Genomic DNA, 21,079 nt, shown 5'->3' on the forward strand with positions numbered 1-21,079 from the left:
ATATAGGTGATAGCAGCTCGAACCTGTTGAGGAGGATTATATATAAGTGATGTTACCGAGTGAAAAGTATTTCGGTAAGTTTGAGGCGATTTTTTATTTTACGGAGCCAATGAAAGTGGGAGCATGCTTTATGGCCAGAAAAAGTCAAACCGTGGACCCCTGGGCTGGATTGAATGAGCGACAGCAAAGCTATTTAAAAGCAATCTATCAGGCTGATCAGAAGGCTGAGGCAGATGAAAAGTATGCTGCAGCTTCGAATTGGAACAGTCGCCCTGCTAATGAATGGCGTTGGTTGTTATACGGGTATGATAATTTCGGCTTCCCTACTCCTTTACTGAAGAGCATTATGGATTTGGGATTGAAAGATCAAGGTACAGGCAGCACTTTTGAAGCCCTTGAAACAAGAAAGCTTATCCTCGTAAAGTATACAGGTGCATTAGATGACATCCCTTTAATAAGGATCACTCCTAAAGGCAGAAAGCTTGTTCATACAGCGACTCAGGAGGAAAGGCCGGTCAAACTACCTGCAGGGACTCTTCGCGAATGGCATTGGCGAGCTCTTGCAAAATGTTATGAAGCATACATAAATGGTAAGTCGGGTGTTCAAAAAGATGATTATTTAAGGTTCGGAGGATTAAGCTGGAAGACCTGGTTACACCTTCTTTTTAATTAAAATACCACTTTATTTATTACACTTACGTAGGGGGAAAGTGAGATGGAGGAGGCGTCTAGATTGTTAGTGTAATATACACCGGCGACTTCTTTCCGTTGGAATTACAGATTGTATGAAAAAGAGCAGCTGCCATAAGCAGCCGCTCCAGGAGCATTTTGTAGTAAGTTATTGGGAGCTCACATTTAAATAGTAGCCGCGACTGTTCGTCCCCGGTTTGAAGTTGATATAGTATATGCCGGATTGGTTCGGGCTGAAGGTAAGTCTGCTGTCTTTGGATTGAGCCAATTCCACGCGATTTGCGTCCAGCAAGACGAGATCGGTGATGTATTCTTTTTTGGCACCATTATCATAGTTTACCTCGTCTGGAGTGTCGTTGATGATTGCATCCTCGGACCAGAATTCATATTTCCTTCCGGATTCCATAGATATTTTATAAAAAACGCTGCGTTCTTTCCCGAATTTAATGGCTGCGCCTTTGGATCTACCGTTACCGTTAGTCCAAGTGAGCTCCATTGCTCCGCCAATGGTTTTACCATCCAGAAATTTCACTTTGGCAATATTACCGGGAGTTCCTTCTAGACGTAGTAATTGGTTACTGGGGATTGTGTTAGTTGATGGGCCAAGCTGCGAACTTTTGTTTCTGGAATTAAGATCGGGATAATTCCCCGAACGCTCCATGCTATTTTGCTCTAATTCATGATAATCGACGCCTTCTACTTTTAGCTCATAGTTCTTATCTGGCGGTAAGTACAATTGCAGCCACGTTACACCATTACGGCTGATCGGGACTTCCATATAGCCTGCGACTATGGCAATTGCGGTTTCTGCACTGGCTCCTCTTTCAATTATTTTAAGGCGAAGATTAGTTTGATTATTGTCAGAGCTGAGCTTGATCACATAGGTTGTAGTTTCTGAAACGCTAAGCAGAATAGAGTCGTTGGAAGTGTTCTGTTCTACGAGTTTTCCTTCGGAATCGTAAACGTACAGACTGAGTATTTGATTCGCCTCTATATTTAGTCTCGCTGGTTGTATTAAGTATGTAGATCCCTTCAATGCCTTAAAGGAAAAATACACATCCTGATTTGCCGGCAAACGAAACATATTGTTAACCTTGGACCATGCCTCATAGTCAAGCGCCTTTTCCCGAGTTGCTCCATTGTTTGTAGAGAGCGTTGCTTTCTTATCCGCTTTAGCTTCGACAGCCAGATAATACGTGCCCACTTTTGGAGGATCGAATACAAAGTCGGCTAGGCTTTGGGTAGAAAAATATTGACCTTTATCGTCGTAGACCAGTATTTTTTCTACATTTTCCGTATGAAAAAGCACGGTATGCTGCGTTTCCAAGTCCAGACGATAAAAGACCACTTTGCCCGAAGTTGGTGTTTCCGTCGTTGTATAAACCTCATAATAGATGGCCTGCTCTCTGCTCTCGCCGTTGCCGGATGGAGGGACCGGCTTCTTGATCTCTGCTGGTTTGTCAGCGGGTGTTCCTGGTGCTGTCGTTGCCGCAGGGGCTTGGGAAGCATTCGGCTGCTGTGTTGCTGCCGCCTGCTTCATGGAAAGGGCAATGAGGGCAGCCGCATCCCCGCGAGTCATTACCTCTTGGGAGCGGTAAGGCAGGGAAGCGGTGCCTTCCGTCCGCAGGCCGTAACGAACAATCCCGCGAACCGCGTCCTGCGCCCACGGATCGGCATCCGTAACGTCCGGCTGCTTGTCCGCCGAAGCGCTGACCGCTCCATTCTGCTCCAGCCACCGCCATACGATAGAGGCCGCAGCTTGCCGTGTCAGCGGAGCTGCCGGTTGAAACTCGGTCGGTCCTGCGCCTTGAATCAGCTTATGATGATAAGCGGTCGCCACATAAGGCTTGGCCCAATCATTGGTTACATCCGTAAAGGGAGCTTCGACTCCGTCCGCTTTCAAGCCAAATGCGATAACGACCATTTTGGCGAACTGCTCCCGCGTAAGCGGTGCATCCGGGGCGAATCGACTCGTATCGACTCCGTCGAGAATTTGTTTGTTGTACAGCTCCATGATGTAGGGAGCACTCGGCAGCGTATCCGGAACATCCGTAAAGACGGAGGATGCCGCCATGGCGCTGCAAGGGACTAGCGATCCTAGCAGTAATAAGGTCGATAATGAAAGAGATAGAGGGCGCTTCATGTGGGTAACCCGTCCTTTGCTCGGCATATGTAAATAAATCGATGTTCTATTTTACTTTCCCTACCTACACACAAAACGCATCCCAGTAGGATGCTTCCGATCTTTATCATAACCCCGAATGAATCGGAGGTTTTGTCAACAATCTGAGAGCAGCTGCCGTAAGCAGCCGCTCCATGTGCATTTTGATCCAGTTATTTGGAACTCACATTTAAATAATAACCGCGACTGTTCGTCCCTGGTTTGAACTCGATGTAGTATACACCGGATTGGTTTGGGGTGAAGGTAAGTCTGCTATCTTTGGATTGAACCAATTCCACTCGATTCGCGTCCAGCAAGACGAGGTCGGTGATGTATTCTTTTTTGGAATCATTATTGGGATTTTTAGTGGACGATGCCCCATTTTGTGATACATCATAATTTATCTTGCTTGGTGTATCATTGGCAATCGCATCTTCGGACCAGAATTCATACTTCTTTCCGGCTTCCAACTGCACTTTATAGAAGGTGCTGCGATCATTCTCGATCTTAACTGAAGCTCCTTTGGATCTTCCTGTTCCATTTGTTATTTTCAGCTCTAATGCTCCGCTAATGGATTTGCCATCTAGGAATGTCACTTTGGCAATGTTCCCGGGAGTTCCGACCAGACGAAGCAATTGGTTATTGAAATATGTGGGCTTTACTTCGTCTACTGGCACTTGATAGGGCTTTTCAAATGGATAGATGTTGACTGTCCTCATTTCTACACGTTCAACACTGTTTAATTGTAAGTCATGAGAATCGACACCTTCTATACTTAATTCGTAGTTTCTATCCGTCGGAAGGTTAAGCTGGAGCCACGTTATTCCAGTCCGGTTAATCAATACTTCCTTATAGCCTGCGAATGTAGCAATAGCTGTTTCTTTGCTTATCCCCATTTCGTCCAGTTTTAAATTGAAATTACTCGGACTGTTATCTGCACTAAGCTTGACATAATAGGTTGCCGTTTCCGGTGCAGTAAGCACAATCGAACCGTTATCTTTGTTTTGTTCCACAAGCTTGCCTTCTTTATCGTAGACGTACAGGCTAAGAGCTTGGTTTAATTCTATATTAAGTAGAACAGGTTTCACCAAATAAGAAGATCCTTTCAGTACCTTAAATGAAAAGTACACATCCTGTTTTGCCGGCAAACGAAACATATTGCTAACTTTAGACCATGCCTCATAGTCAAACGCCTTGTCCCGAGTTGCTCCATTGCTTGTAGTAAGCTTTACTTTCTTATCCGCTTTGGCCTCAACAGCCAGATAATATGTGCCCACCTTTGGGGGATCAAATACAAAATCAGCCAGGCTTTGGCTGGAAACATATTGGCCTTTCTCATCGTAGATCAATATTCTTTCTGCATTTTCCGTATCAAAGAGCACCGGATGCTGCGTTTCCAGGTCCAGACGATAAAACGTAGTTCTCCCCGAAGTCGGCGTCTCTGCCGTTATGGAAAGCTCATAATAGATGGCCTGCTCTCTGCTCTCGCCGTTGCCGGATGGAGGGACCGGCTTCTTGATCTCTGCTGGTTTGTCAGCGGGTGTCCCTGGTGCTGTCGGTGCCGCAGGGGCTTGGGAAGCATTCGGCTGCTGTTTTGCTGCCGCCTGCTTCATGGAAAGGGCGATGAGCGCAGCCGCATCCCCGCGAGTCATTACCTCTTGGGAGCGGTAAGGCAGGGAAGCGGTGCCTTCCGTCCGCAGGCCATAATGAACGATCCCGCGAACTGCGTCCTGCGCCCACGGATCGGCATCCGTAACGTCCGGCTGCTTGTCCGCCGAAGCGCTGACCGCTCCATTCTGCTCCAGCCATCGCCATACAATAGAGGCCGCAGCTTGCCGTGTCAGCGGAGCTGCCGGTTGAAACTCGGCTGGTCCTGCGCCTTGAATCAGCTTATGATGATAAGCGGTGGCCACATAAGGCTTGGCCCAATCATTGGTTACATCCGTAAAGGGAGCCTCGGCTCCATCCGCTTTCAAGCCAAAGGCGATAACGACCATTTTGGCGAACTGCTCCCGCGTAAGCGGCGCATCCGGAGCGAAACGATTCGTATCGACTCCGTCGAGAATTTGTTTGTTGTACAGCTCCATGATGTAGGGAGCACTCGGCAGCGTATCCGGAACATCCGTAAAGACAGAAGATGCCGCCATGGTGCTGTAAGGGACTAGTGATCCTAGCAGTAATAAGGTCGATAATGAAAGAGATAGAGGGCGCTTCATGTGGGTAACCAGTCCTTTGCTCGGCATATGTAAATAAATCGATGTTCCTATTTTTACATACGATCGTCTCATTCGTCATCTTAATTTTTCTTGAAATTAAAAATTTTCCCATTACCACCGCAAAAAAAGAACGCACCCGGGTAGGATGCGTCTTTTTGTTAAATACCCATGCGGGTAAGCACGCCTTCGAACGACGTGTCGACTTTGTTGTCGCCGCACAGATAACGCCAGAACTTGGCGGTTTGGATCTGGTTGACGCGGGCTTCGTCCCCGCACCAAGGATGGTACGCCTTACGGAACACCTCGCGCACCTCCGGGCTGTCGTATCCGTCGGTATTAAACAGGGCGCGCTGCTCTTGACCCGGACGCAGCCTCAGCTTGAATACGTAGCGGGTCTGGTCCGTGAAGTTCGGCTGCGCACAGTGCCAGATGCCGTGGTGCAGGAAGCCGATCGTGCCGGCCTTGGACACCATGCGCTTTTGCCCGACGATGTTCTTGTGTCGTCCAATGCTGCCGTTGCTTACTTTGCGCAAATGCGAGCCGGGCAGTACGAGAGTAGGGCCCATTTCATCCGGCGCGTCATGGGAGAAGTAGAAGGCTTGGATATCGAAGCCAAACTCGCGGGTATCGATCACGGAGTCGGCGTGGTAGGTTTGGCCCTTCAGATGCTTGGCGCGGACAATATGCATAAACGAATGATCGTAGACCGGCGCTGTACCGACGAAGCTTTGAATAGCACCTTTTACTTGCGGCAGCTCAAAAATCTCACGGATCACTTTGGACTCGAACCAGTATCGGCCACCGGGTCCGGTATATTCACGCTGTTCCTTGTAAGCGGCTTCATTCAACTCCTGAGGTACGAGCTCATCGAGCTTCAGAAAGCCGTTGACAGCGAAATCAGCCATTTGCTTTGCGGTAAGGAGATGATGTTTTTCTACGCTACTCATCGATCGTCACCTTTCTTTCCAAAACGTATTCATAAGGCAGGTGTCCAAGCTCATGCTCGAATCCGGTGCGGAAAATAGGCGGCGACGGGAGTTGAATAACGTTCCAGCCGTCCCGCATGGCGTCAAGCACCGAACCGTACATAGGCTCATTGGAATCGCCCGTGTTCATTTGCAGCTGACCTTTCGGGATTGTGCTGTCATAGAGAGCCCAGGCTACAGTGCGGGATTCGAGATCGGGATCGCTTAAATGCAAAATTAAGATTTGCTGCCGGGTAACGCTCATCTTCATTTCATCCTCCTTCAATACATGGCTTACACATATAATTCTAGTATGCAAAGAGGGTTAATACGATGTATGATAATAGCAAACATTTGCACAATCCTAAGGCGTTTTTGGTCGGGTAGGAGGATGACATGGATCAGGTAAAATTGCAGCAGCAGCTGATGCGCAGCTACTTGGACAATACGCAAATCACGCTGCAGATGGCGCACTATACCAAGGTCGGCGCCAATTGGCGCACAACGAACATGATGACGGACGTGAATCGCTTCTACTTCATTCGGGAAGGCGGGGGCTGGATCCATATTCGCGGCAAAGATTATTATCCGGAGCCGGGGCAGCTGTACTTGCTTCCAGCAGGAATGAAGCTGTCTTACGCTCCCGATGCCGTCAATCCGCTCGGCAAATACTGGTGCCACTTCTCCGCAACGGTGGGGGACGTCAACCTGTTTCAAATGCTGGAGCTTCCCCATTGGATTGACGTAAAGGACGAGCCGAGGCTCGAAGCCCAGTTCAAGCAGCTGTTGGAGCTGCATACCAGTTCTGCGGTTACGGCGCCGCTGCGCATCAAATCGATTTTGTTCGAGATTATATCCGAATTTATCGAGCAGTCGGAATCGCAGCTGCATTTAGCCTCGACATCCAGCACCTCGAAGATCAACATCGTGCTGTCCTATATCGAACGGCATCTGGCCGAACCGATCACGGTGGAGGATTTGGCAAAGCTCGTTCATTTTCACCCGAATTATTTCATGCATTATTTCAAATCGATGATGGGCTTGTCCCCCATTGTATATATCAATAAAAAGCGTCTCGAAAAAGCGCGCCGGATGCTCGCTACAACGGAGATGTCCGTCTCGGCCGTTGCCGATGAGATCGGCTTGGAGCTGTATTATTTTTCGCGGATATTCAAAAAGCAGAGCGGTCTCTCCCCGTCGGATTACCGTAAAGCGTCGGGAAAAGCCTATATCGCTGAAGAGGATGATATCACTGAATCGTGATGGGATAGCTGTGAGAATATGGTTTATTATGGAAAATGGTGTGTTCTAGTGCACACGAATATAACCATAGCCATGGTATGCCAATTTCTCGCATGGGTTTTTGTGCTAGCCTTGCTTTCCTTCGAATCGCTGCAGTGGCTGCTCATTCCTAACGTCAACAACACGCCGGCGTTCATAACGGTTTCTAAATGGCTGCTGCTGGGACTGGTCGTCTCCAATTTTTTTGGCTACCTTTTGTTGAAATTCCGGAATTACGCCAAGCGCAGCCTCCATAAGCATCATGAAGAGGAGCGGTGGAGATTTTCCGTGCATGCAGGCTTTGCGGCGGTTCATATTGTTTGTATCAGCTTGATCATTTATCTTTTTGCCGGCTTCGAGGACTTATAAGGTAGCATGCGTTATCCGTAATTGTGACGACAGGTGCTGCTGCATGATCAATCGGGAACGAACGGTTATAAGCAAACCTTCTCTTCCAAAGACTGCTCGCCCGGACTACAGTGATAGTAGTAGTGGAGCTTTGGTCTGACATAAGAGGAGGAGGATAACATATGGAACGCGGAATTTTTCTCATTACCGGCATTATGGCCAGCGGGAAGTCGACGGTCGCCGAGCTGCTATCGCGGCAGTTCGATAAGTCGGTTCATTTGCGCGGAGATGTGTTTAGGAAAATGATCGTCCAAGGTCGGAAGGAGATGCTTCCCGAAGCTTCGCAGGAGGCGGTCCGGCAGCTTGAGCTCCGGTACCGGCTTGCCGCATCATCGGCCGACGCTTACTATGATGCAGGCTTCACGGTGGTCGTCCAGGACGTCGTCATTGGCCCGATGCTGCAGCAATTTGCCGACTACGTGGGCAGAACGCCTTTGTACGTCGTAGTTCTTACGCCCGATGAGGAGACAGTGGCTCTAAGGGAAGCGGGACGGTCGAAAAAAGGCTACGGCCCCTGGTCGGTTGCCGGGTTGAACGAGATTTTGCATATGGAGACGCCGCGGCTCGGCTTGTGGCTGGACACTTCGAAGCTGACGCCGGAGGAGACGGTGCAGGAGATCTTGCGGCGGGCTGAGACAGAGGCGCTGGTGAAGGCGTAGGACGAAGGAAGAGTCCAAAGCGGGGCTGGTCGAGGAAACATCAGCAGAGACTCAGGAGAAAGAGTCCCAAGGTAATACATGCGATAGAGGTCAGTGTTAATGGCCGAACCATACCGAAGCGGGGGGGAATTTAGCCTCGCTCATCGGGGCGTAGTCCGGGTTTAAACAAAACCTGGCCGAAAGCCTAGGGATCCAGGGATGCTCCTTAGTCAATTTGATCCCTAATGAGCGCTTTTAAAAAACCGCTGGTTACCGTGCGGGGCTCTCCCATCTTCCTGCTTGCACTAGAATCCTTTGGCACAAGTGTATGGGAGAGTCTCCTCCTCGGACTGGTGGGCTATCGGACAGGAGATCCGTTATTCACTGGAAATATGCTGCTTTTGGAGCGTGATCGGACATGGAGTACGTTATTTGATAATTTTCCCGGCGAAAACAGTGAATTTTGACTAAATAAAGGATCTGTTGTCCGATCACCCTGCGAATATAGCTGTTTTTGGTAAAATAACGGATCTACGGTCCGCAACAAAATCTGCAATGATCTCTATCGTGCATCTAACCCGTTTGATTCGTTTGTGGAGAAACTCACGAAACTGAAAAAAGCTGCAGGCAGAGCCCCTAAGAGAAACCTCTTGCGGGGCCTTTTCATTTATCGCCTAAAAAAGGACGCTAGCGCCCGCGCGGGGTTCGATCGGCCGCCGCTCAGTGCCGCAACGCGCGCCCACGCCGAGGATTCGCTAAACTCCACCAGGACTGCCTCGCCCCAAAATAGCAATAAGCATAGATCTTCTAGCCGGGCTTACCGACAGCCTGTCCTCCAATAGAAGCTGCACGCCGAAGCGTTCAGCACCACTCACTTGAACGAAACAACCAGCATACCTGGTTACTGAGCCGAAGAACGCTTGAAACGGTAAGGGCTTAACCCTACGTGCTTTTTGAACAGCTGGCAAAAATAAGGGAAATTGCTCAACCCGATAGAACGGCCGACTTCCTGGACGGTAAGGTCGGTAGTTTTCAACAGCCAGCATGCCTGGCGGATACGCCGCGCGGTCAAATATTCGGTAATGCTGGTGCCGACGGTTTGCCTGAAGACAGCGGATACATGATTAGGCGACAGATGGACGGCCTTGGCCAGCTCATCGAGATGAAATTCCTCCATATAATGCTCCTCGATCCATTCCATGACCTGCTCCGCTCCGGTGGATTTTTTGCGAAGGGGGAGAACCGAATGCTCTTCTTCGGGCGCCCAATAGGCTTTTAGCTTGTGCAAGAGCGTCACCAAAAAGAACATTTGTTCTTCCAGCAAATGCTCCTCCGAGGCTTTATTGATATGCTGGCGATGATGTTCGAGTAAAGCGTGCATATCGTCCTGCGGCAGGTCGGCGAACACCTGATAGGCGATAGGCTCCTTCCACACCCAATGAAAAAAAGACTGCAAGGAACCAAACGGAGCAAGATACCGCTCCAGCTCGGCAGGCTCGAACACAAAAAAAGAACGGATGTACGATTCTCCGGGATTCAGCCTGAGCTGAATTCGGTGCAGCTGAAACGGACGAAAAAAGAAGAGGCTGCCGGGACTCAGCTTCACGATCTGCTGGTTGACGATGATGCTGCCGCTGCCTTCGTGCACGTATAGCAGCTCCATTCCTTGATGGGCATGAAAAATTTCGACGAAATCGTGCGTCCGGTTTTTGGCAAAAGATAACTGTACGGGATGCCGGTTCAGATTCATGTAGTTCATAATTTTCAAGAGGAGCACCGCCTTTGTTAGCTCAACCGTAATATAACAACATTTTATCATAAACGCACCAAACAATGGGGAAGCATTTTTTGATAAGCTTATACATGATAGGCACAGCGTGCCTCCGAGTAAAATAGCCACTAAACAAGTTTACTAATCGACTAACGGAGTGTGGATACATTGATCAAGCAAAGACTGATCGAGCAATGGGAGCACCACCGGGGAAGCCTGGGTGGACCGTGGGAAGTATGGCGTCAGGACAAGCTGCAAAATCATTACAACGTGCCGTGGCATAAGGTAGAGCTGCCGCATTCGTACAACGGGCTGGATGTATTGGACCCGGACGGCAAATATTATCAGGGCCAAGGCTGGTACCGCAACAAGCTGGAAGTGAACAACCCGTACCCGCAGGGCAGAACGCTGCTTCATTTTGAAGGAGCGGGCCAGCGTACGGACGTCTATGTATATACGAACAAAATCGGGTCGCATCTGGGCGGCTACGACGAGTTCACGGTAGATATTACGGAAGCAGCCGCGCAAGCACGCGAAATCGAGCGCTACAAAGGTCTGATTCCGGTAGCTATCGCCTGCGACAACAGCCGCGAATTGGAGACGATTCCGTCGGACGCGAGCGATTTTAACCTGTATGGCGGCATCTACCGCTATCTGAATCTCGTCTATGTGCCGGCGGTATCCCTGCAGCAGGTGCATGTCGAGCCTCAGCTGTCAGCAGATCACGCAAGCTGCCGTGTGGCCGTTCGCGCCACTCTGTACAACCCGCAAGGGCTGCAGGAGGAGCTGGCTCTGAAGGTGACGCTTCGCGACCGTGAAGGCAGCGAGCTGGCTTCGTTCCAATTGAAAGAGAAGCCGTGGACGGGGGCCAAAGAGCTTGCGGTTCACGAGCTGGCCAAACCGACATTGTGGACGACGGACGCGCCGTACTTGTACAGCTGCACGGTGGAGCTGGAAGGCGCATACGGCCGTACGGAGCAGACAGAGCGCTTCGGCGTTCGCAGCTTCGAATTCGTGAAGCACGGACCGTTCAAGCTGAACGGAGAGCGATTGCTGCTGCGCGGAACTCATCGCCATGAAGACCATGCAGGCGTAGGCCCGGCGATGACCGAAGAGATGATGCGTACAGAAATGCAGCTGATCAAGGACATGGGCGCGAACTTCATTCGTCTCGGCCATTACCAGCAGTCCCGGATCATTCTGGATCTGTGCGACGAGCTCGGCATCCTCGTGTGGGAGGAAATTCCTTGGTGCCGCGGCGGCTTGGGCGGAGAGCAGTACCGTCAACAATGCCGCGACATGCTGACCGCGATGATCGAGCAGCATTACAATCATCCTTCCGTTATTTTGTGGGGACTCGGCAACGAGAACGATTGGGAGTGCGACTTCGACTATTTCGACCAGGAAGAAATCCGCCGCTTCATGAAGGAGCTTCACGATTTGTCGCATCAGCTGGATCCAAGCCGTTTGACGGCGATTCGCCGCTGTGAATTCTGCAAAGATATTATCGATGTCTACTCGCCTTCGATTTGGGCGGGCTGGTACCGCGGTATTTATACCGATTATGAATCAAGCAGCCGCCAGGCGTTCGAGAATGTCGACTCCTTTTTCCATATGGAGTGGGGTGCGGACAACTTGGCGACGCGCCATGTAGAAAAAACGTTTACCGGCTTCGAGTTCATCAAGAGCGGCGAAGGCGACACGGACGAGCGTGACGGAGATTACCTGCTGACAGGCGGGGAGCCTCGTGTATCCCGCGACGGCGACTGGTCGGAGACGTATTTCTGCGAGATGATCGACTGGTATTTGAAATCGCAGGAAAAAATGGACTGGCTGACAGGCGCGGCACAGTGGGCGTTCAAAGATTTTGCGACGCCGGTACGTCCGGATTCGCCGATTCCGTACTTGAATATGAAAGGAATCATCGAACGCGATTTCACCAAAAAAGAAGCGTACTACGTGTACCAATCGTACTGGACAGAGAAGCCTATGGCGCGGATTTACGGCCATACTATGCCGGTTCGCTGGGGTCAAGAAGGCGAGCTTAAGAGCATTAAAGTGTATTCTAACTGCACGGAAGCCGAGCTGTTCCTGAACGGAACGAGCCTTGGCGTGAAGCAGCGCAACTCGCAAAACTTCCCGGCCGCAGGCCTTCGCTGGGAAACCGTGCTGCAAAAAGGCACGAATCATGTGAAGGTAGTAGCGACCAAGGACGGCGTTACCGTAACGGATGAGCTGTCGTTCGAGTATCAGACCGAAGCTTGGGGAGCACCGGCCGATATTAGGCTGAACGCCCAAAAGCAGAACGACGGCAACATCGTTGTCGAAGCTCTAGCGTACGACGCTAACGGAGTGCTGTGCCTTGATGCGCTGAACTTCGTACGCTTCGGCTTGACCGGCGACGGCAAGCTGATCGACCGTCAAGGTACGGTGCGCGGCTCCAGCTTGATTCAGATGACCAACGGTCGCGCTCGTATCGTGATCGATCCTGACGGAGGCGCAGCGGCAAGCGTGCCGGTTACCGGCTTCGTATCCGCAGGAGGTCCTTCATCGGGCGGCGGCGCTGGCGGTGCGTCGGTAAAACGCGAGTCGGTTTCCGTTGTCAGCGTGGCAAGTGCAGGCTTGTCGACAGCTTTTATTACGATCTAATACTGCAAGCGGAATAGGGAAAACCGGATTCATCGGATGTGCCGGGCACCGGGCGGATCGGACAAGCGAAAGTCGTCATCGAAGCTTACGCTCGGCTGCCTAAGGCGCATCCCTCACTATAAAAAACGATGGACATTTCAAAGGAGGATTTCTAACCATGACAGCAGTGGATACAAGCAAGTTGAAGCAAGCAAGCAGTTTGCAGGAAGCATTGCCTCACATTTGGGAAGCATTGCAGGAAAAAGTAGACCGCATGATTACGCAAATCGGGGACAAATCCCCTCACGTAGCTCCGGCAGCTACTGGCGTATACGACGATATGCGTCACGACTGGTGGACTTCCGGTTTCTGGCCGGGCATCCTCTGGATTATGCACGAAATGACGGGCAAAGAGCACTACAAGCAAGCAGCTTGGGTATGGGACGAGAAGCTCGAGCAAAAATCGATTCAAGCGAACAACTATCATCATGACGTAGGTTTCCAATACTTGCCTACGGCTGTTATCAAATACAAGCTGACCGGCGACGAAGACGGCAAGCGCCGCGGTTTGACGGCTGCTAACTTCCTTGCAGGCCGCTTCAACATCGCAGGCAACTTCCTGCGCGCATGGAATCAGGAAAAAATCGGCTGGTCCATCGTAGACTCCTCGATGAACCTGTCGATCTTGTTCTGGGCTGCAGAGGAGATCAAAGATCCTCGCTTCAGCCATATCGGTAAAGCTCATGCGGATACAGTAGTCAATCACTTCATCCGCGAGGACGGCTCTGTGAACCACATTGTCAGCTTCAATCCGGAGACTGGCGAATTCATCGAGTCGCTCGGCGGCCAAGGCGCAGCACCTCTCTCCTCCTGGAGCCGTGGTGCTGCATGGGCGCTGCACGGCATGGCGAACACCTATCGCTTTACGGGCGAAATGAAATATTTGCGCGCTGCACAGCGCGTTGCGCATTATTTCCTTTCTATGCTGCCGGAAGACCATGTGGCGCATTGGGATTTCCGTGCAGCCGAGTCGTTGGCTGAAGAGCCGCGCGACACATCCGCAGCATCCTGCGCAGCCTCCGGCTTGATCGAGATCGCTGACGCGCTGCCAGGCATTGAAGGCAAGCCATACCGTGATGCGGCAGAGCGCATCCTGCTGTCGCTGACGCAAAACTATGCGACTTGGGATCGTCCCGAGCACGAGGCGATTTTGGTAGAAGGCACCGGCAACAAGCCGGCTAACCAAAACGTCAACGTCTCCCTGATCTACGGAGACTACTACTACGTTGAAGCTATCGCCAAGCTGTTGGGCTGGAAAAACCGTATTTTCTAAGATTTGGAGAAAAAGCTCCCTCTTGTTGTTTTTTGACAAGAGGGAGCTTGTTTTTTGAGAAACCCGTGAGGGGATGAAAATGCAGCAGGGTATCCCGGTGGGTACCTTCTTCCGGCCGCTGTTGTTTTCAGGAAATCTTTAATTTATCGCTTTTCAGCGGTATTTTCCTGAAAACAAAGGCGGTCGCTTACGCTCCTGCAGAAGGTACCTCACCTAACCCCATTAGCATTTTTGAGTTAGACGGGTTTCTTCAAAGGCTGAGCTCCCTCTTGTTCGAGATAACAAGAGGGAGCTTTTTTTGTTGGGCAGTGTAAGAGCGAGGCAGAAGGCTGTGCTTGCCTCGGAGGCATGACTGTAAAGCGGATTTTCCGCTTTACAGAGGAAACCCCGATCGAGGCGAGCGGCTGTAGCGCGGAATTTCCGACTTACGGAGTCGGAAGAAGGCCGCCTGCGCCTCGCAGGCCTGTTGTAAAGCGGATATTCCGCTTTACAGAGAAAATCTGAGCGAGGCGAGCGGCCGTAACGCGGAATTTCCGACTTACAGAGTCGGAAGAGGGCCGCCCGCGCCTCGCAGGCAGTTTGTAAAGCGGATATTCCGCTTTACAGAGAAACCCCGAGCGAGGCGAGCGGCCGTAACGCGGAATTTCCGACTTACAGAGTCGGAAGAGGGCCGCCCGCGCCTCGCAGGCCTGTTGTAAAGCGGATATTCCGCTTTACAGAGAAACCCCGAGCGAGGCGAGCGGCCGTAACGCGGAATTTCCGACTTACAGAGTCGGAAGAGGGGCGCCTGCGCCTCGCAGGCAGTTTGTAAAGCGGATATTCCGCTTTACAGAGAAACCCCGAGCGAGGCGAGCGGCTGTAACGCGGAATTTCCGACTTACAGAGTCGGAAGAGGGCCGCCCGCGCCTCGCAACACCAAAAGCCCGCACCAAACGTGCGGGCTTCCCTAACCTTGCCACCGTTGATATCAACACGGTGCACTGCTTTACCACATTCACTTCTTCACATAATACGTGAAGATCGAGCTGATCTTGCCGCTCAGGTAACGGCTGCCGCCGTGGTCCTGGACGTTTTCGACCATCAGCGCGACGAGCAGGCGCGGATTGTCGGTGTTGAAGGCGACGAACCAGCCGTTCTCCTGTCCGGCGGTGTCTTTCTTTTGCTTCAGCTCGGCCGTGCCGGTTTTTCCGGCGAGCTTGATGCCGTTGATCAGCGCGGAGTGCCCAGTACCGGCCGGGTTTTCGATGACCTCGACCATTTTGTCGGTCACCGTCTGGACGACGTCGGGCCGCAGCAGCCCGCTTTTCCAAGGCTCAGGCTTCGTTCCCTCACTAAGAATCAGCAAAGGCTTGAGCATCGTGCCGCCGTTCGTGAATACGGTGTAGGTCGTCGCGACATGGAGCGCGTTCATTACGACCTCGCCCTGGCCGTAGCCGGAGTCCGCGAGCTGGACGTCATTTTTCATCTTCGGCGTGTTGGACAGCGACGATGTATCGAAGGCGAGCGGCAGAGACAGCTTTTCTCCGAAGCCGAATTGTCCCGCGTCCTTCATGAACTTCTGCTCGCCCATGTCCAGAGCGACCTGCGCGAAATAAATATTGTCCGAATACATCATCGCCTTGGACAGATTGACCGCGCTTTGCGACGACGATACCCGGGTCACATAGTAATTCCCCCAGGAGGAGTCTTTTTTCCACTGCTTGCCTTCAATCGTTTTCTCCGCATTGGGGTCGAGCAGGTTCTCCTGCAGTGCAATGGCGGCGGTAATCGGCTTAAAGGCAGAACCCGGCGCATAAGCGCGGGCGAACCGGTTCAACAACGGCTTGTTCGGGTCTTCGTTCCACTGCTTCCACTGCTCGGCGGTCACGCCGCTGATAAAAAAGTTCGGGTTATACGAAGGAGCGCTAACCAAAGCCAGCACTTCGCCCGTCATCGGATGAATGGCGCTCGCCGCGCCGGAGTCCTGAGCCAGCTGCTGATACATCATCGATTGCAGATGCGAGTCGATGGTTAGCTTGACCGTTTCACCGTTGACCGCATCGCGCTTGGCGAGGGTCGCCTTCTCCTTGCCGTCGGCATCGACGATGTAGATACGCCCTCCGGCGGTTCCGCGCAGCTTCGATTCGAGTGACAGCTCAAGTCCGGCTTTACCGATCCAGTCGTCGGTCCCGTAGCCTTTGTCCTTGTATTTCGTGAGCTCTTCCTGATTGACTTTGCCTATGTAGCCGACCATATGCGCTGCCGCTTCCTCCAGCGGGTAGGAGCGGACCTTTTTCTTGCGGTAGGTAACGCCTGGAATGGCAGCGAGCGCTTCGAGCCGGTTATCGCCTTCCGGAACAATGGTCACGGGCACGAAGTAATCCGGTTTGACCCAAGTCGCTTTCAGCTGGGCTTGGATATCCTTCGGATTCAGCTTCAACAGCTCGGCGAGCTTGGCGATGGCTTCATCGGACTGCTCAGGCAGCTTTTTCGGGATGATGCCGACCTCCAGCTTTTCCGCGTTAACGGCAAGGCCGAAGCCTTCGCGATCGAGGATTTCCCCGCGTTCCGGACGCGTTTCCTCCACCCGCACTTTATCCTTGTCCCCAAGCTTCGGGTGAATATAGGTCGAATCCCACTGGATGCGCCAATTTCCTTCTTCTTTCATGACGAGAGCCGTCTGATCGAAAGCGACCGGACCGTAGGTGGTATCCATTTTGACGTGCAGAGTATACGATTTGCGGTCCTTCAATTCTCTGCTGCTCGGGTCCTGCTCGACAGGCTGCCAATCCAGGGCGAATCCGCTCATCCCGATGCCTTCATAAATAGCCTTGTGCCGGGTGACGAACGCCTCTTGGGCGATCTTTTGCTTCGCTTCGGCTGTGAGCCAGTCGTACATCGCTTCGTACCGTTTTTGCTGCCAGGCGTCCGTGAACGCCCGCATCGCTTCCTCTGGAACAGGTTCGTTATGTTTGCAGCCGGCAAGGGCTGTCAAAACGCATACTAAAGCAAACAAGCGGCTCCACGCCGCTATAGGGTTCTTTTTCATCCAAACACCATCCCTTACGTTTCCTTCGCAATTCATTGTATAGATAATTATGGAAAGGAAACATGGCTGTACTCTGATATTCCCCTTATAAAACGCTGATGACGCGTACAGGCATGCCGATACGAGATACAGGATAAGGCATTTTTTCGTGAAAATGGTTGAGGCATTGGATTCACTGCTAGTTGAATCGATCAAGATAGCTCCATCAGGACTAACATGATGCAGAACAAGAGGAGGAAGGTAACGACCGATCCGAGCAGGATCGGCCTCAACGTGTCACGATTATGCTTGAGCTTGGTCAGAAAGCTGGTCAAACAGGCGAACCACACGACTCCAAGCGCTGGAATGACCAGCAGCATGAATAAGGCCATCATACCCACTCCTTCGAAATGATTGATAAAAGGATTCGGCTTTCTGTTCATTTCGGGTATACGGCAACTGGAGGTAAAAGGCACCCTGTTTTCAATTCTTATAGTCTAGCTAAGAGGGCGGGGGAGGAGCCGCAAAAAAAGGAGAACATAGCATTGCCGGCAGACAGGATCTGCCCGTACAAAAATAATGCTTGCTGAAGTAATTACCTGATTATATTAAGTCTATTAAGCAAATTAGAGCTGCTTCTTCATACATCGCTTACCGCAGAGACGGTATCCAAACTGACCTCTCCTCGCATCCGATGCTTGAACTCCTTCGGAGAGCACTGGTTATGGCGCTTAAATAGCTTGTAAAATTGCGCCATATTCGGAATCCCGACCGCTTCTCCGACTTCCATTATGGAGACATCCTGGGTTAGCAGCAGCCGCTCGGCTTTTTTAATCCGTTTATAATTCACGTAGTCAATGAAGGAGAGACCCATAACCTTTTTGAAATACTTGATAAAATAATGATAGCTCAAATTGAGTACCGCACAGGCCTGCTCAATGCTAATTTTCTCGGCCAGGTGGGCGTCCACATAGTCCAAAGCAGGCTGCAGCCGCATCAGCTCGGCATTATCCGCCCCATGCAGCATATCTCTGCTGTCGTTGCGCAGCAATAGAAGGAGAAGACGACGGATCGCAGCGGTGATCGCCAGCTCGTAGCCTTTGGATTTGTGTTGCGTTTCGTGATAAATGTCCATAATAAGGTCGTAGGCTTGCCGCTGCACGTCCGGCTTCTCGCGAAATATGTAATTCAACTGTCCAAGCGGCGTGCGGGCCTCGCTGAAATAGTGCAAATAAGGCATCGTGCTCTCGTCAAAATGCTGTGACAAATCGAACTGGCACACTATATAGCTGAGCGGTATAGGAAGCGCCTTCCATGTCCGGTGCAGCTGGGAAGAGCCGAACAAATACACGTCCCCGGCCTGCATCAGGCGCGTATCGTGCTTCGTCTGGATGTTAAGACCGCCTTCCTGCATGATGAGGAATTCCACTTCCTTATGATAATGCCAGCGGTGCACCTTGTAGACGGGAATCGTGGTGCCGGGACCTTGAATTTGCCATATTTTCAGGCGGAGCAAAGGATTCTGGTAATCGACGAGCTCGTTGTGAACGTCCGTTTCGTCATGCTCGAGTAGCGTCATTGTCGTGGCGAACCTCCGTTTCCATAAAAAGGGAGACAGTATTGCATAACTATAGCGATTGCTCTTGGTAAGACCAGTATAGCATGTTTGGACGGGTCATGACATTTTTGCATACAGATCCGGCAGTTTTGAGAATATATTTTGCAAGCGGTGTCTTATATAATCAAGGAAACGAACGCCATACCAATATGGAGGGATTAAACTCATGAGTCAAAAACTGAGAGTTACTGTCTGGAACGAATTCCGTCATGAAAAAGAAAGCGAAAAGGTTCGTTCCGTTTATCCGAACGGCATCCATCAAGCGATCGGCGAAGGACTGGGCGCTGACGTAGAAGTATCCTACGCTACGCTCGATGAGCCTGAGCACGGCTTGACCGAAGAAAAATTGAAAAACACCGACGTATTGATCTGGTGGGGACATAAAGCGCATGGCGTGGTAGAGGATGCTATCGTGGATCGCGTTCAACAGCGCGTACTCCGCGGCATGGGCTTGATCGTGCTGCATTCCGGCCACTTCTCCAAAATTTTCAAAAAGCTGATGGGCACCTCCTGCGATCTCAAATGGCGCGAAGCCGACGAGAAAGAGCGCATCTGGGTTGTCGCTCCTAACCACCCGATCGTGGAAGGCATTGGCCAGTACATCGAGCTGGAAGCCGAAGAAATGTACGGCGAGCACTTCGACATTCCGCAGCCGGATGAGCTGATTATGGTAAGCTGGTTCGAAGGTGGAGAAGTATTCCGCAGCGGCTGCACGTTCCATCGCGGTCAAGGCAAAATCTTCTACTTCCGTCCGGGCCACGAAACGTACCCGACTTATTACAACGAGCAAGTGCGCCGCGTCATCCGCAACGCTACTCAATGGGCGGCTCCGTCGACCCGCGAGTATCCGGTATATGGCAACCACAAACCGCTGGAGCCGATCAAGGCGAAGCAAGCTCAGCAAGGGTAAGGCCGCCTTAGAGCCACAACCCGTGTATGAATAAAATAGTCCGGCCGGAGCGGTCAATCCGTTTCTGCCGGGCTTTTTTGTGTTACAGTGGAAGTAACGAGTTGATGAGCATGCTCGAGCGGGAGACGGATGAACGTTACGAATTATGGAGCGGGGAAAAGATCGTGCTGCCCTTATGCGGCACAGATCATGAATCTATCTTTAGCAACTTAACGGGGTTAATGGTTCAGCATGTTCGCAACAATAAGCTTGGGAAAGTGTTTGGGTCCAATACCGCTGTGTTCCTTCATGGCGATGTAACCCGTAAAGAGTTCCGGTTGCCGGATGTATCCTTTGTCGCAACGGAACGTTTGGATAGGGTTCAACACAAGGGGATATTCGGAGCACCTGATTTGTTGGTTGAGATCGTATCGCCAGGTAAAAAGTATGCGGATAGGGATCTAATCGAGAAATTTGCTGTTTATGAGCAGTTTGGTGTGACCGAATACTGGATTGTAAAACCTTATGTAGAAGAAATGGAACTATACCATCTCCGGGACGGCAAGTATGTGCGTGTTGAACAATCGATCCTCTTTGCTGGCATACAGCTGGCTCACGAGGAGATTTTCGAATAAAGCCGTTTAATGTACGGCATAAATGGTTAAACAGGTAAAAGAGCCGCCCGAAACCGTTCGGTGCAGCTCTTTTTTTGTCTTACTAAGCTATTTCCCATTAAAATGGTTACGACCCATCCCCGTTCGAAACGTTCGGTCAGGGCGGGCCGCAAGCTTTGCGAGGAGCCGAATTATTCGGCTGCGCGCTTCTTCACTCTGGTTTTGCCGGCAGGGGCCGCTGCTTTGCGCTTACGCTTTCTGCGGCGTTTGGGAGCCGCATCCGAATCGTCCTTGGATTTGCTTTTGCCGAACGATCCCAACAGCACCTTGACGAGCGGAGCTACTTGTTGTACAGTTTGCACCATGCGCTGTACTTTGGTTACTGTGTCAACAATGCCTTCGATACCGCCGAGACGGTCGATGACCTGCTTGATTTGAGCAATGTTGAAGCCGGAGCCTGCAGCTCCCGCATCAGCAGCAGCACCGCCGCCGCCAAATCCGCTAAACAGCGAGGCCAAGCCGCCGCCACCTCCACCGCCGGAAGGAACTGCGGGTGATTGAGGTTGTGCGAAGCCGCCCATATTCATATCCATTCCTTGATATGGGACGGGGAATTGTCCTTGTGCACCGGAAAACGGAGCTTGCTGGAAGCTGCGTGTCGGTACCCCTTGGTTGCCTATCGTTGGTCTTTGATGATAACTCACGGGTTTCACGATCCTTTGTTATGGATTTCAAGCTGCAACAGCCGAGTTTGGCCGGTATACAATGCGGGCCGGAAAAAATGGTCATAGACATTTTACCTAATTTAGTCTATGTGGTAGGCGAATGTAGTGATTGGACTCCTGTCACGGTTTTGGTAT

At 51.4% G+C, this 21,079-nt stretch carries 17 protein-coding genes and 1 pseudogene; 8 read left to right on the plus strand and 10 right to left on the minus strand.

The features are described from left to right. The first annotated feature begins 46 nt into the window (after window positions 1-46). Window positions 47-673: a hypothetical protein gene (locus ACFQ88_RS20430; protein ID WP_379456136.1), complete on the plus strand. Its 627-nt coding sequence runs from the start codon at window positions 47-49 to the stop codon at window positions 671-673. A 165-nt stretch (window positions 674-838) separates the two neighbouring features. Here ACFQ88_RS20430 and ACFQ88_RS20435 read toward each other — a convergent pair whose 3' ends face one another. The 5 genes and pseudogenes from ACFQ88_RS20435 to ACFQ88_RS20455 form a co-directional block, all read right to left on the minus strand. After that, a complete protein-coding gene (locus ACFQ88_RS20435) occupies window positions 839-2,833 on the minus strand; it encodes an S-layer homology domain-containing protein (protein WP_379456138.1) in 1,995 nt (664 codons plus the stop codon). A 191-nt stretch (window positions 2,834-3,024) separates the two neighbouring features. Continuing rightward, window positions 3,025-4,848, minus strand: a complete 1,824-nt coding sequence (locus ACFQ88_RS20440; protein ID WP_379456829.1) for an S-layer homology domain-containing protein — start codon at window positions 4,846-4,848, stop codon at window positions 3,025-3,027. Window positions 4,849-4,863: 15 nt separating this feature from the next. Beyond that, a pseudogene (locus tag ACFQ88_RS20445) lies at window positions 4,864-5,139 on the minus strand (S-layer homology domain-containing protein); the annotation flags it as partial. A gap of 86 nt (window positions 5,140-5,225) precedes the next feature. Next, the gene (locus tag ACFQ88_RS20450; protein ID WP_379456140.1) at window positions 5,226-6,014 is read right to left on the minus strand and encodes a phytanoyl-CoA dioxygenase family protein; all 789 of its coding nucleotides are present in this window, start codon (window positions 6,012-6,014) and stop codon (window positions 5,226-5,228) included. Continuing rightward, window positions 6,007-6,303, minus strand: coding sequence for a hypothetical protein (locus ACFQ88_RS20455; RefSeq protein WP_379456142.1), 297 nt, complete (start codon window positions 6,301-6,303; stop codon window positions 6,007-6,009). Before ACFQ88_RS20455 ends, ACFQ88_RS20450 begins: the two co-directional genes overlap by 8 nt. Before the next feature lie 125 nt (window positions 6,304-6,428). Here ACFQ88_RS20455 and ACFQ88_RS20460 point away from each other — a divergent pair, with 125 nt between their 5' ends. The 3 genes from ACFQ88_RS20460 (at window position 6,429) to ACFQ88_RS20470 (ending at window position 8,380) form a co-directional block, all read left to right on the plus strand. Beyond that, window positions 6,429-7,295, plus strand: a complete 867-nt coding sequence (locus ACFQ88_RS20460; RefSeq protein ID WP_379456144.1) for an AraC family transcriptional regulator — start codon at window positions 6,429-6,431, stop codon at window positions 7,293-7,295. A 48-nt stretch (window positions 7,296-7,343) separates the two neighbouring features. Continuing rightward, entirely contained in the window at window positions 7,344-7,682 is a 339-nt protein-coding gene (locus ACFQ88_RS20465; RefSeq protein WP_379456146.1) for a hypothetical protein, read from the plus strand. Between the two features lie 161 nt (window positions 7,683-7,843). Continuing rightward, window positions 7,844-8,380, plus strand: coding sequence for a P-loop nucleotide/nucleoside kinase family protein (locus ACFQ88_RS20470; protein ID WP_379456148.1), 537 nt, complete (start codon window positions 7,844-7,846; stop codon window positions 8,378-8,380). 880 nt (window positions 8,381-9,260) lie between these two features. On the opposite strand, the gene ACFQ88_RS20475 is transcribed toward ACFQ88_RS20470, so the two are convergent. Then, a complete protein-coding gene (locus ACFQ88_RS20475) occupies window positions 9,261-10,118 on the minus strand; it encodes an AraC family transcriptional regulator (RefSeq protein ID WP_239635277.1) in 858 nt (285 codons plus the stop codon). 171 nt (window positions 10,119-10,289) lie between these two features. Between ACFQ88_RS20475 and ACFQ88_RS20480 the strand changes: the two genes are divergently transcribed. Together ACFQ88_RS20480 and ACFQ88_RS20485 are read left to right on the plus strand one after the other, a co-directional pair. After that, window positions 10,290-12,779 (plus strand): glycoside hydrolase family 2 protein, encoded by a 2,490-nt coding sequence (locus ACFQ88_RS20480; RefSeq protein WP_379456150.1) that lies wholly within the window; start codon window positions 10,290-10,292, stop codon window positions 12,777-12,779. Between the two features lie 157 nt (window positions 12,780-12,936). Beyond that, window positions 12,937-14,091: a glycoside hydrolase family 88 protein gene (locus ACFQ88_RS20485; RefSeq protein ID WP_379456152.1), complete on the plus strand. Its 1,155-nt coding sequence runs from the start codon at window positions 12,937-12,939 to the stop codon at window positions 14,089-14,091. Window positions 14,092-15,085: 994 nt separating this feature from the next. On the opposite strand, the gene ACFQ88_RS20490 is transcribed toward ACFQ88_RS20485, so the two are convergent. The 3 genes from ACFQ88_RS20490 to ACFQ88_RS20500 form a co-directional block, all read right to left on the minus strand. Next, on the minus strand, window positions 15,086-17,119 hold the full coding sequence (locus ACFQ88_RS20490; protein WP_379456154.1) for a penicillin-binding transpeptidase domain-containing protein: 2,034 nt from the start codon (window positions 17,117-17,119) through the stop codon (window positions 15,086-15,088). A gap of 191 nt (window positions 17,120-17,310) precedes the next feature. Then, a complete protein-coding gene (locus ACFQ88_RS20495) occupies window positions 17,311-17,490 on the minus strand; it encodes a hypothetical protein (RefSeq protein ID WP_379456156.1) in 180 nt (59 codons plus the stop codon). A gap of 248 nt (window positions 17,491-17,738) precedes the next feature. Further along, a complete protein-coding gene (locus ACFQ88_RS20500; protein ID WP_379456158.1) occupies window positions 17,739-18,677 on the minus strand; it encodes a helix-turn-helix domain-containing protein in 939 nt (312 codons plus the stop codon). Window positions 18,678-18,882: 205 nt separating this feature from the next. Between ACFQ88_RS20500 and ACFQ88_RS20505 the strand changes: the two genes are divergently transcribed. Together ACFQ88_RS20505 and ACFQ88_RS20510 are read left to right on the plus strand one after the other, a co-directional pair. Further along, window positions 18,883-19,626, plus strand: a complete 744-nt coding sequence (locus ACFQ88_RS20505; protein WP_379456160.1) for a ThuA domain-containing protein — start codon at window positions 18,883-18,885, stop codon at window positions 19,624-19,626. Between the two features lie 104 nt (window positions 19,627-19,730). Beyond that, entirely contained in the window at window positions 19,731-20,240 is a 510-nt protein-coding gene (locus tag ACFQ88_RS20510) for a Uma2 family endonuclease (protein ID WP_379456162.1), read from the plus strand. A 170-nt stretch (window positions 20,241-20,410) separates the two neighbouring features. On the opposite strand, the gene ACFQ88_RS20515 is transcribed toward ACFQ88_RS20510, so the two are convergent. Then, window positions 20,411-20,923: a hypothetical protein gene (locus tag ACFQ88_RS20515; RefSeq protein ID WP_379456164.1), complete on the minus strand. Its 513-nt coding sequence runs from the start codon at window positions 20,921-20,923 to the stop codon at window positions 20,411-20,413. Between the last annotated feature and the right edge of the window lie 156 nt (window positions 20,924-21,079).

Source organism: Paenibacillus sp. NPDC056579, assembly GCF_042793215.1.
Lineage (GTDB): Bacteria > Bacillota > Bacilli > Paenibacillales > NBRC-103111 > Paenibacillus_S.

Coding starts and splice junctions, on each gene's coding strand:
- ACFQ88_RS20435 (WP_379456138.1), bottom strand. CDS start 2,833: ATGAAGCGCCCTCTATCTCTTTCATTATCGACCTTATTACTGCTAGGA.
- ACFQ88_RS20440 (WP_379456829.1), bottom strand. CDS start 4,848: ATGGTCGTTATCGCCTTTGGCTTGAAAGCGGATGGAGCCGAGGCTCCC.
- ACFQ88_RS20450 (WP_379456140.1), bottom strand. CDS start 6,014: ATGAGTAGCGTAGAAAAACATCATCTCCTTACCGCAAAGCAAATGGCT.
- ACFQ88_RS20455 (WP_379456142.1), bottom strand. CDS start 6,303: ATGAAGATGAGCGTTACCCGGCAGCAAATCTTAATTTTGCATTTAAGC.
- ACFQ88_RS20460 (WP_379456144.1), top strand. CDS start 6,429: ATGGATCAGGTAAAATTGCAGCAGCAGCTGATGCGCAGCTACTTGGAC.
- ACFQ88_RS20470 (WP_379456148.1), top strand. CDS start 7,844: ATGGAACGCGGAATTTTTCTCATTACCGGCATTATGGCCAGCGGGAAG.
- ACFQ88_RS20475 (WP_239635277.1), bottom strand. CDS start 10,118: ATGAACTACATGAATCTGAACCGGCATCCCGTACAGTTATCTTTTGCC.
- ACFQ88_RS20485 (WP_379456152.1), top strand. CDS start 12,937: ATGACAGCAGTGGATACAAGCAAGTTGAAGCAAGCAAGCAGTTTGCAG.
- ACFQ88_RS20490 (WP_379456154.1), bottom strand. CDS start 17,119: ATGAAAAAGAACCCTATAGCGGCGTGGAGCCGCTTGTTTGCTTTAGTA.
- ACFQ88_RS20495 (WP_379456156.1), bottom strand. CDS start 17,490: ATGGCCTTATTCATGCTGCTGGTCATTCCAGCGCTTGGAGTCGTGTGG.
- ACFQ88_RS20500 (WP_379456158.1), bottom strand. CDS start 18,677: ATGACGCTACTCGAGCATGACGAAACGGACGTTCACAACGAGCTCGTC.
- ACFQ88_RS20505 (WP_379456160.1), top strand. CDS start 18,883: ATGAGTCAAAAACTGAGAGTTACTGTCTGGAACGAATTCCGTCATGAA.
- ACFQ88_RS20510 (WP_379456162.1), top strand. CDS start 19,731: ATGAGCATGCTCGAGCGGGAGACGGATGAACGTTACGAATTATGGAGC.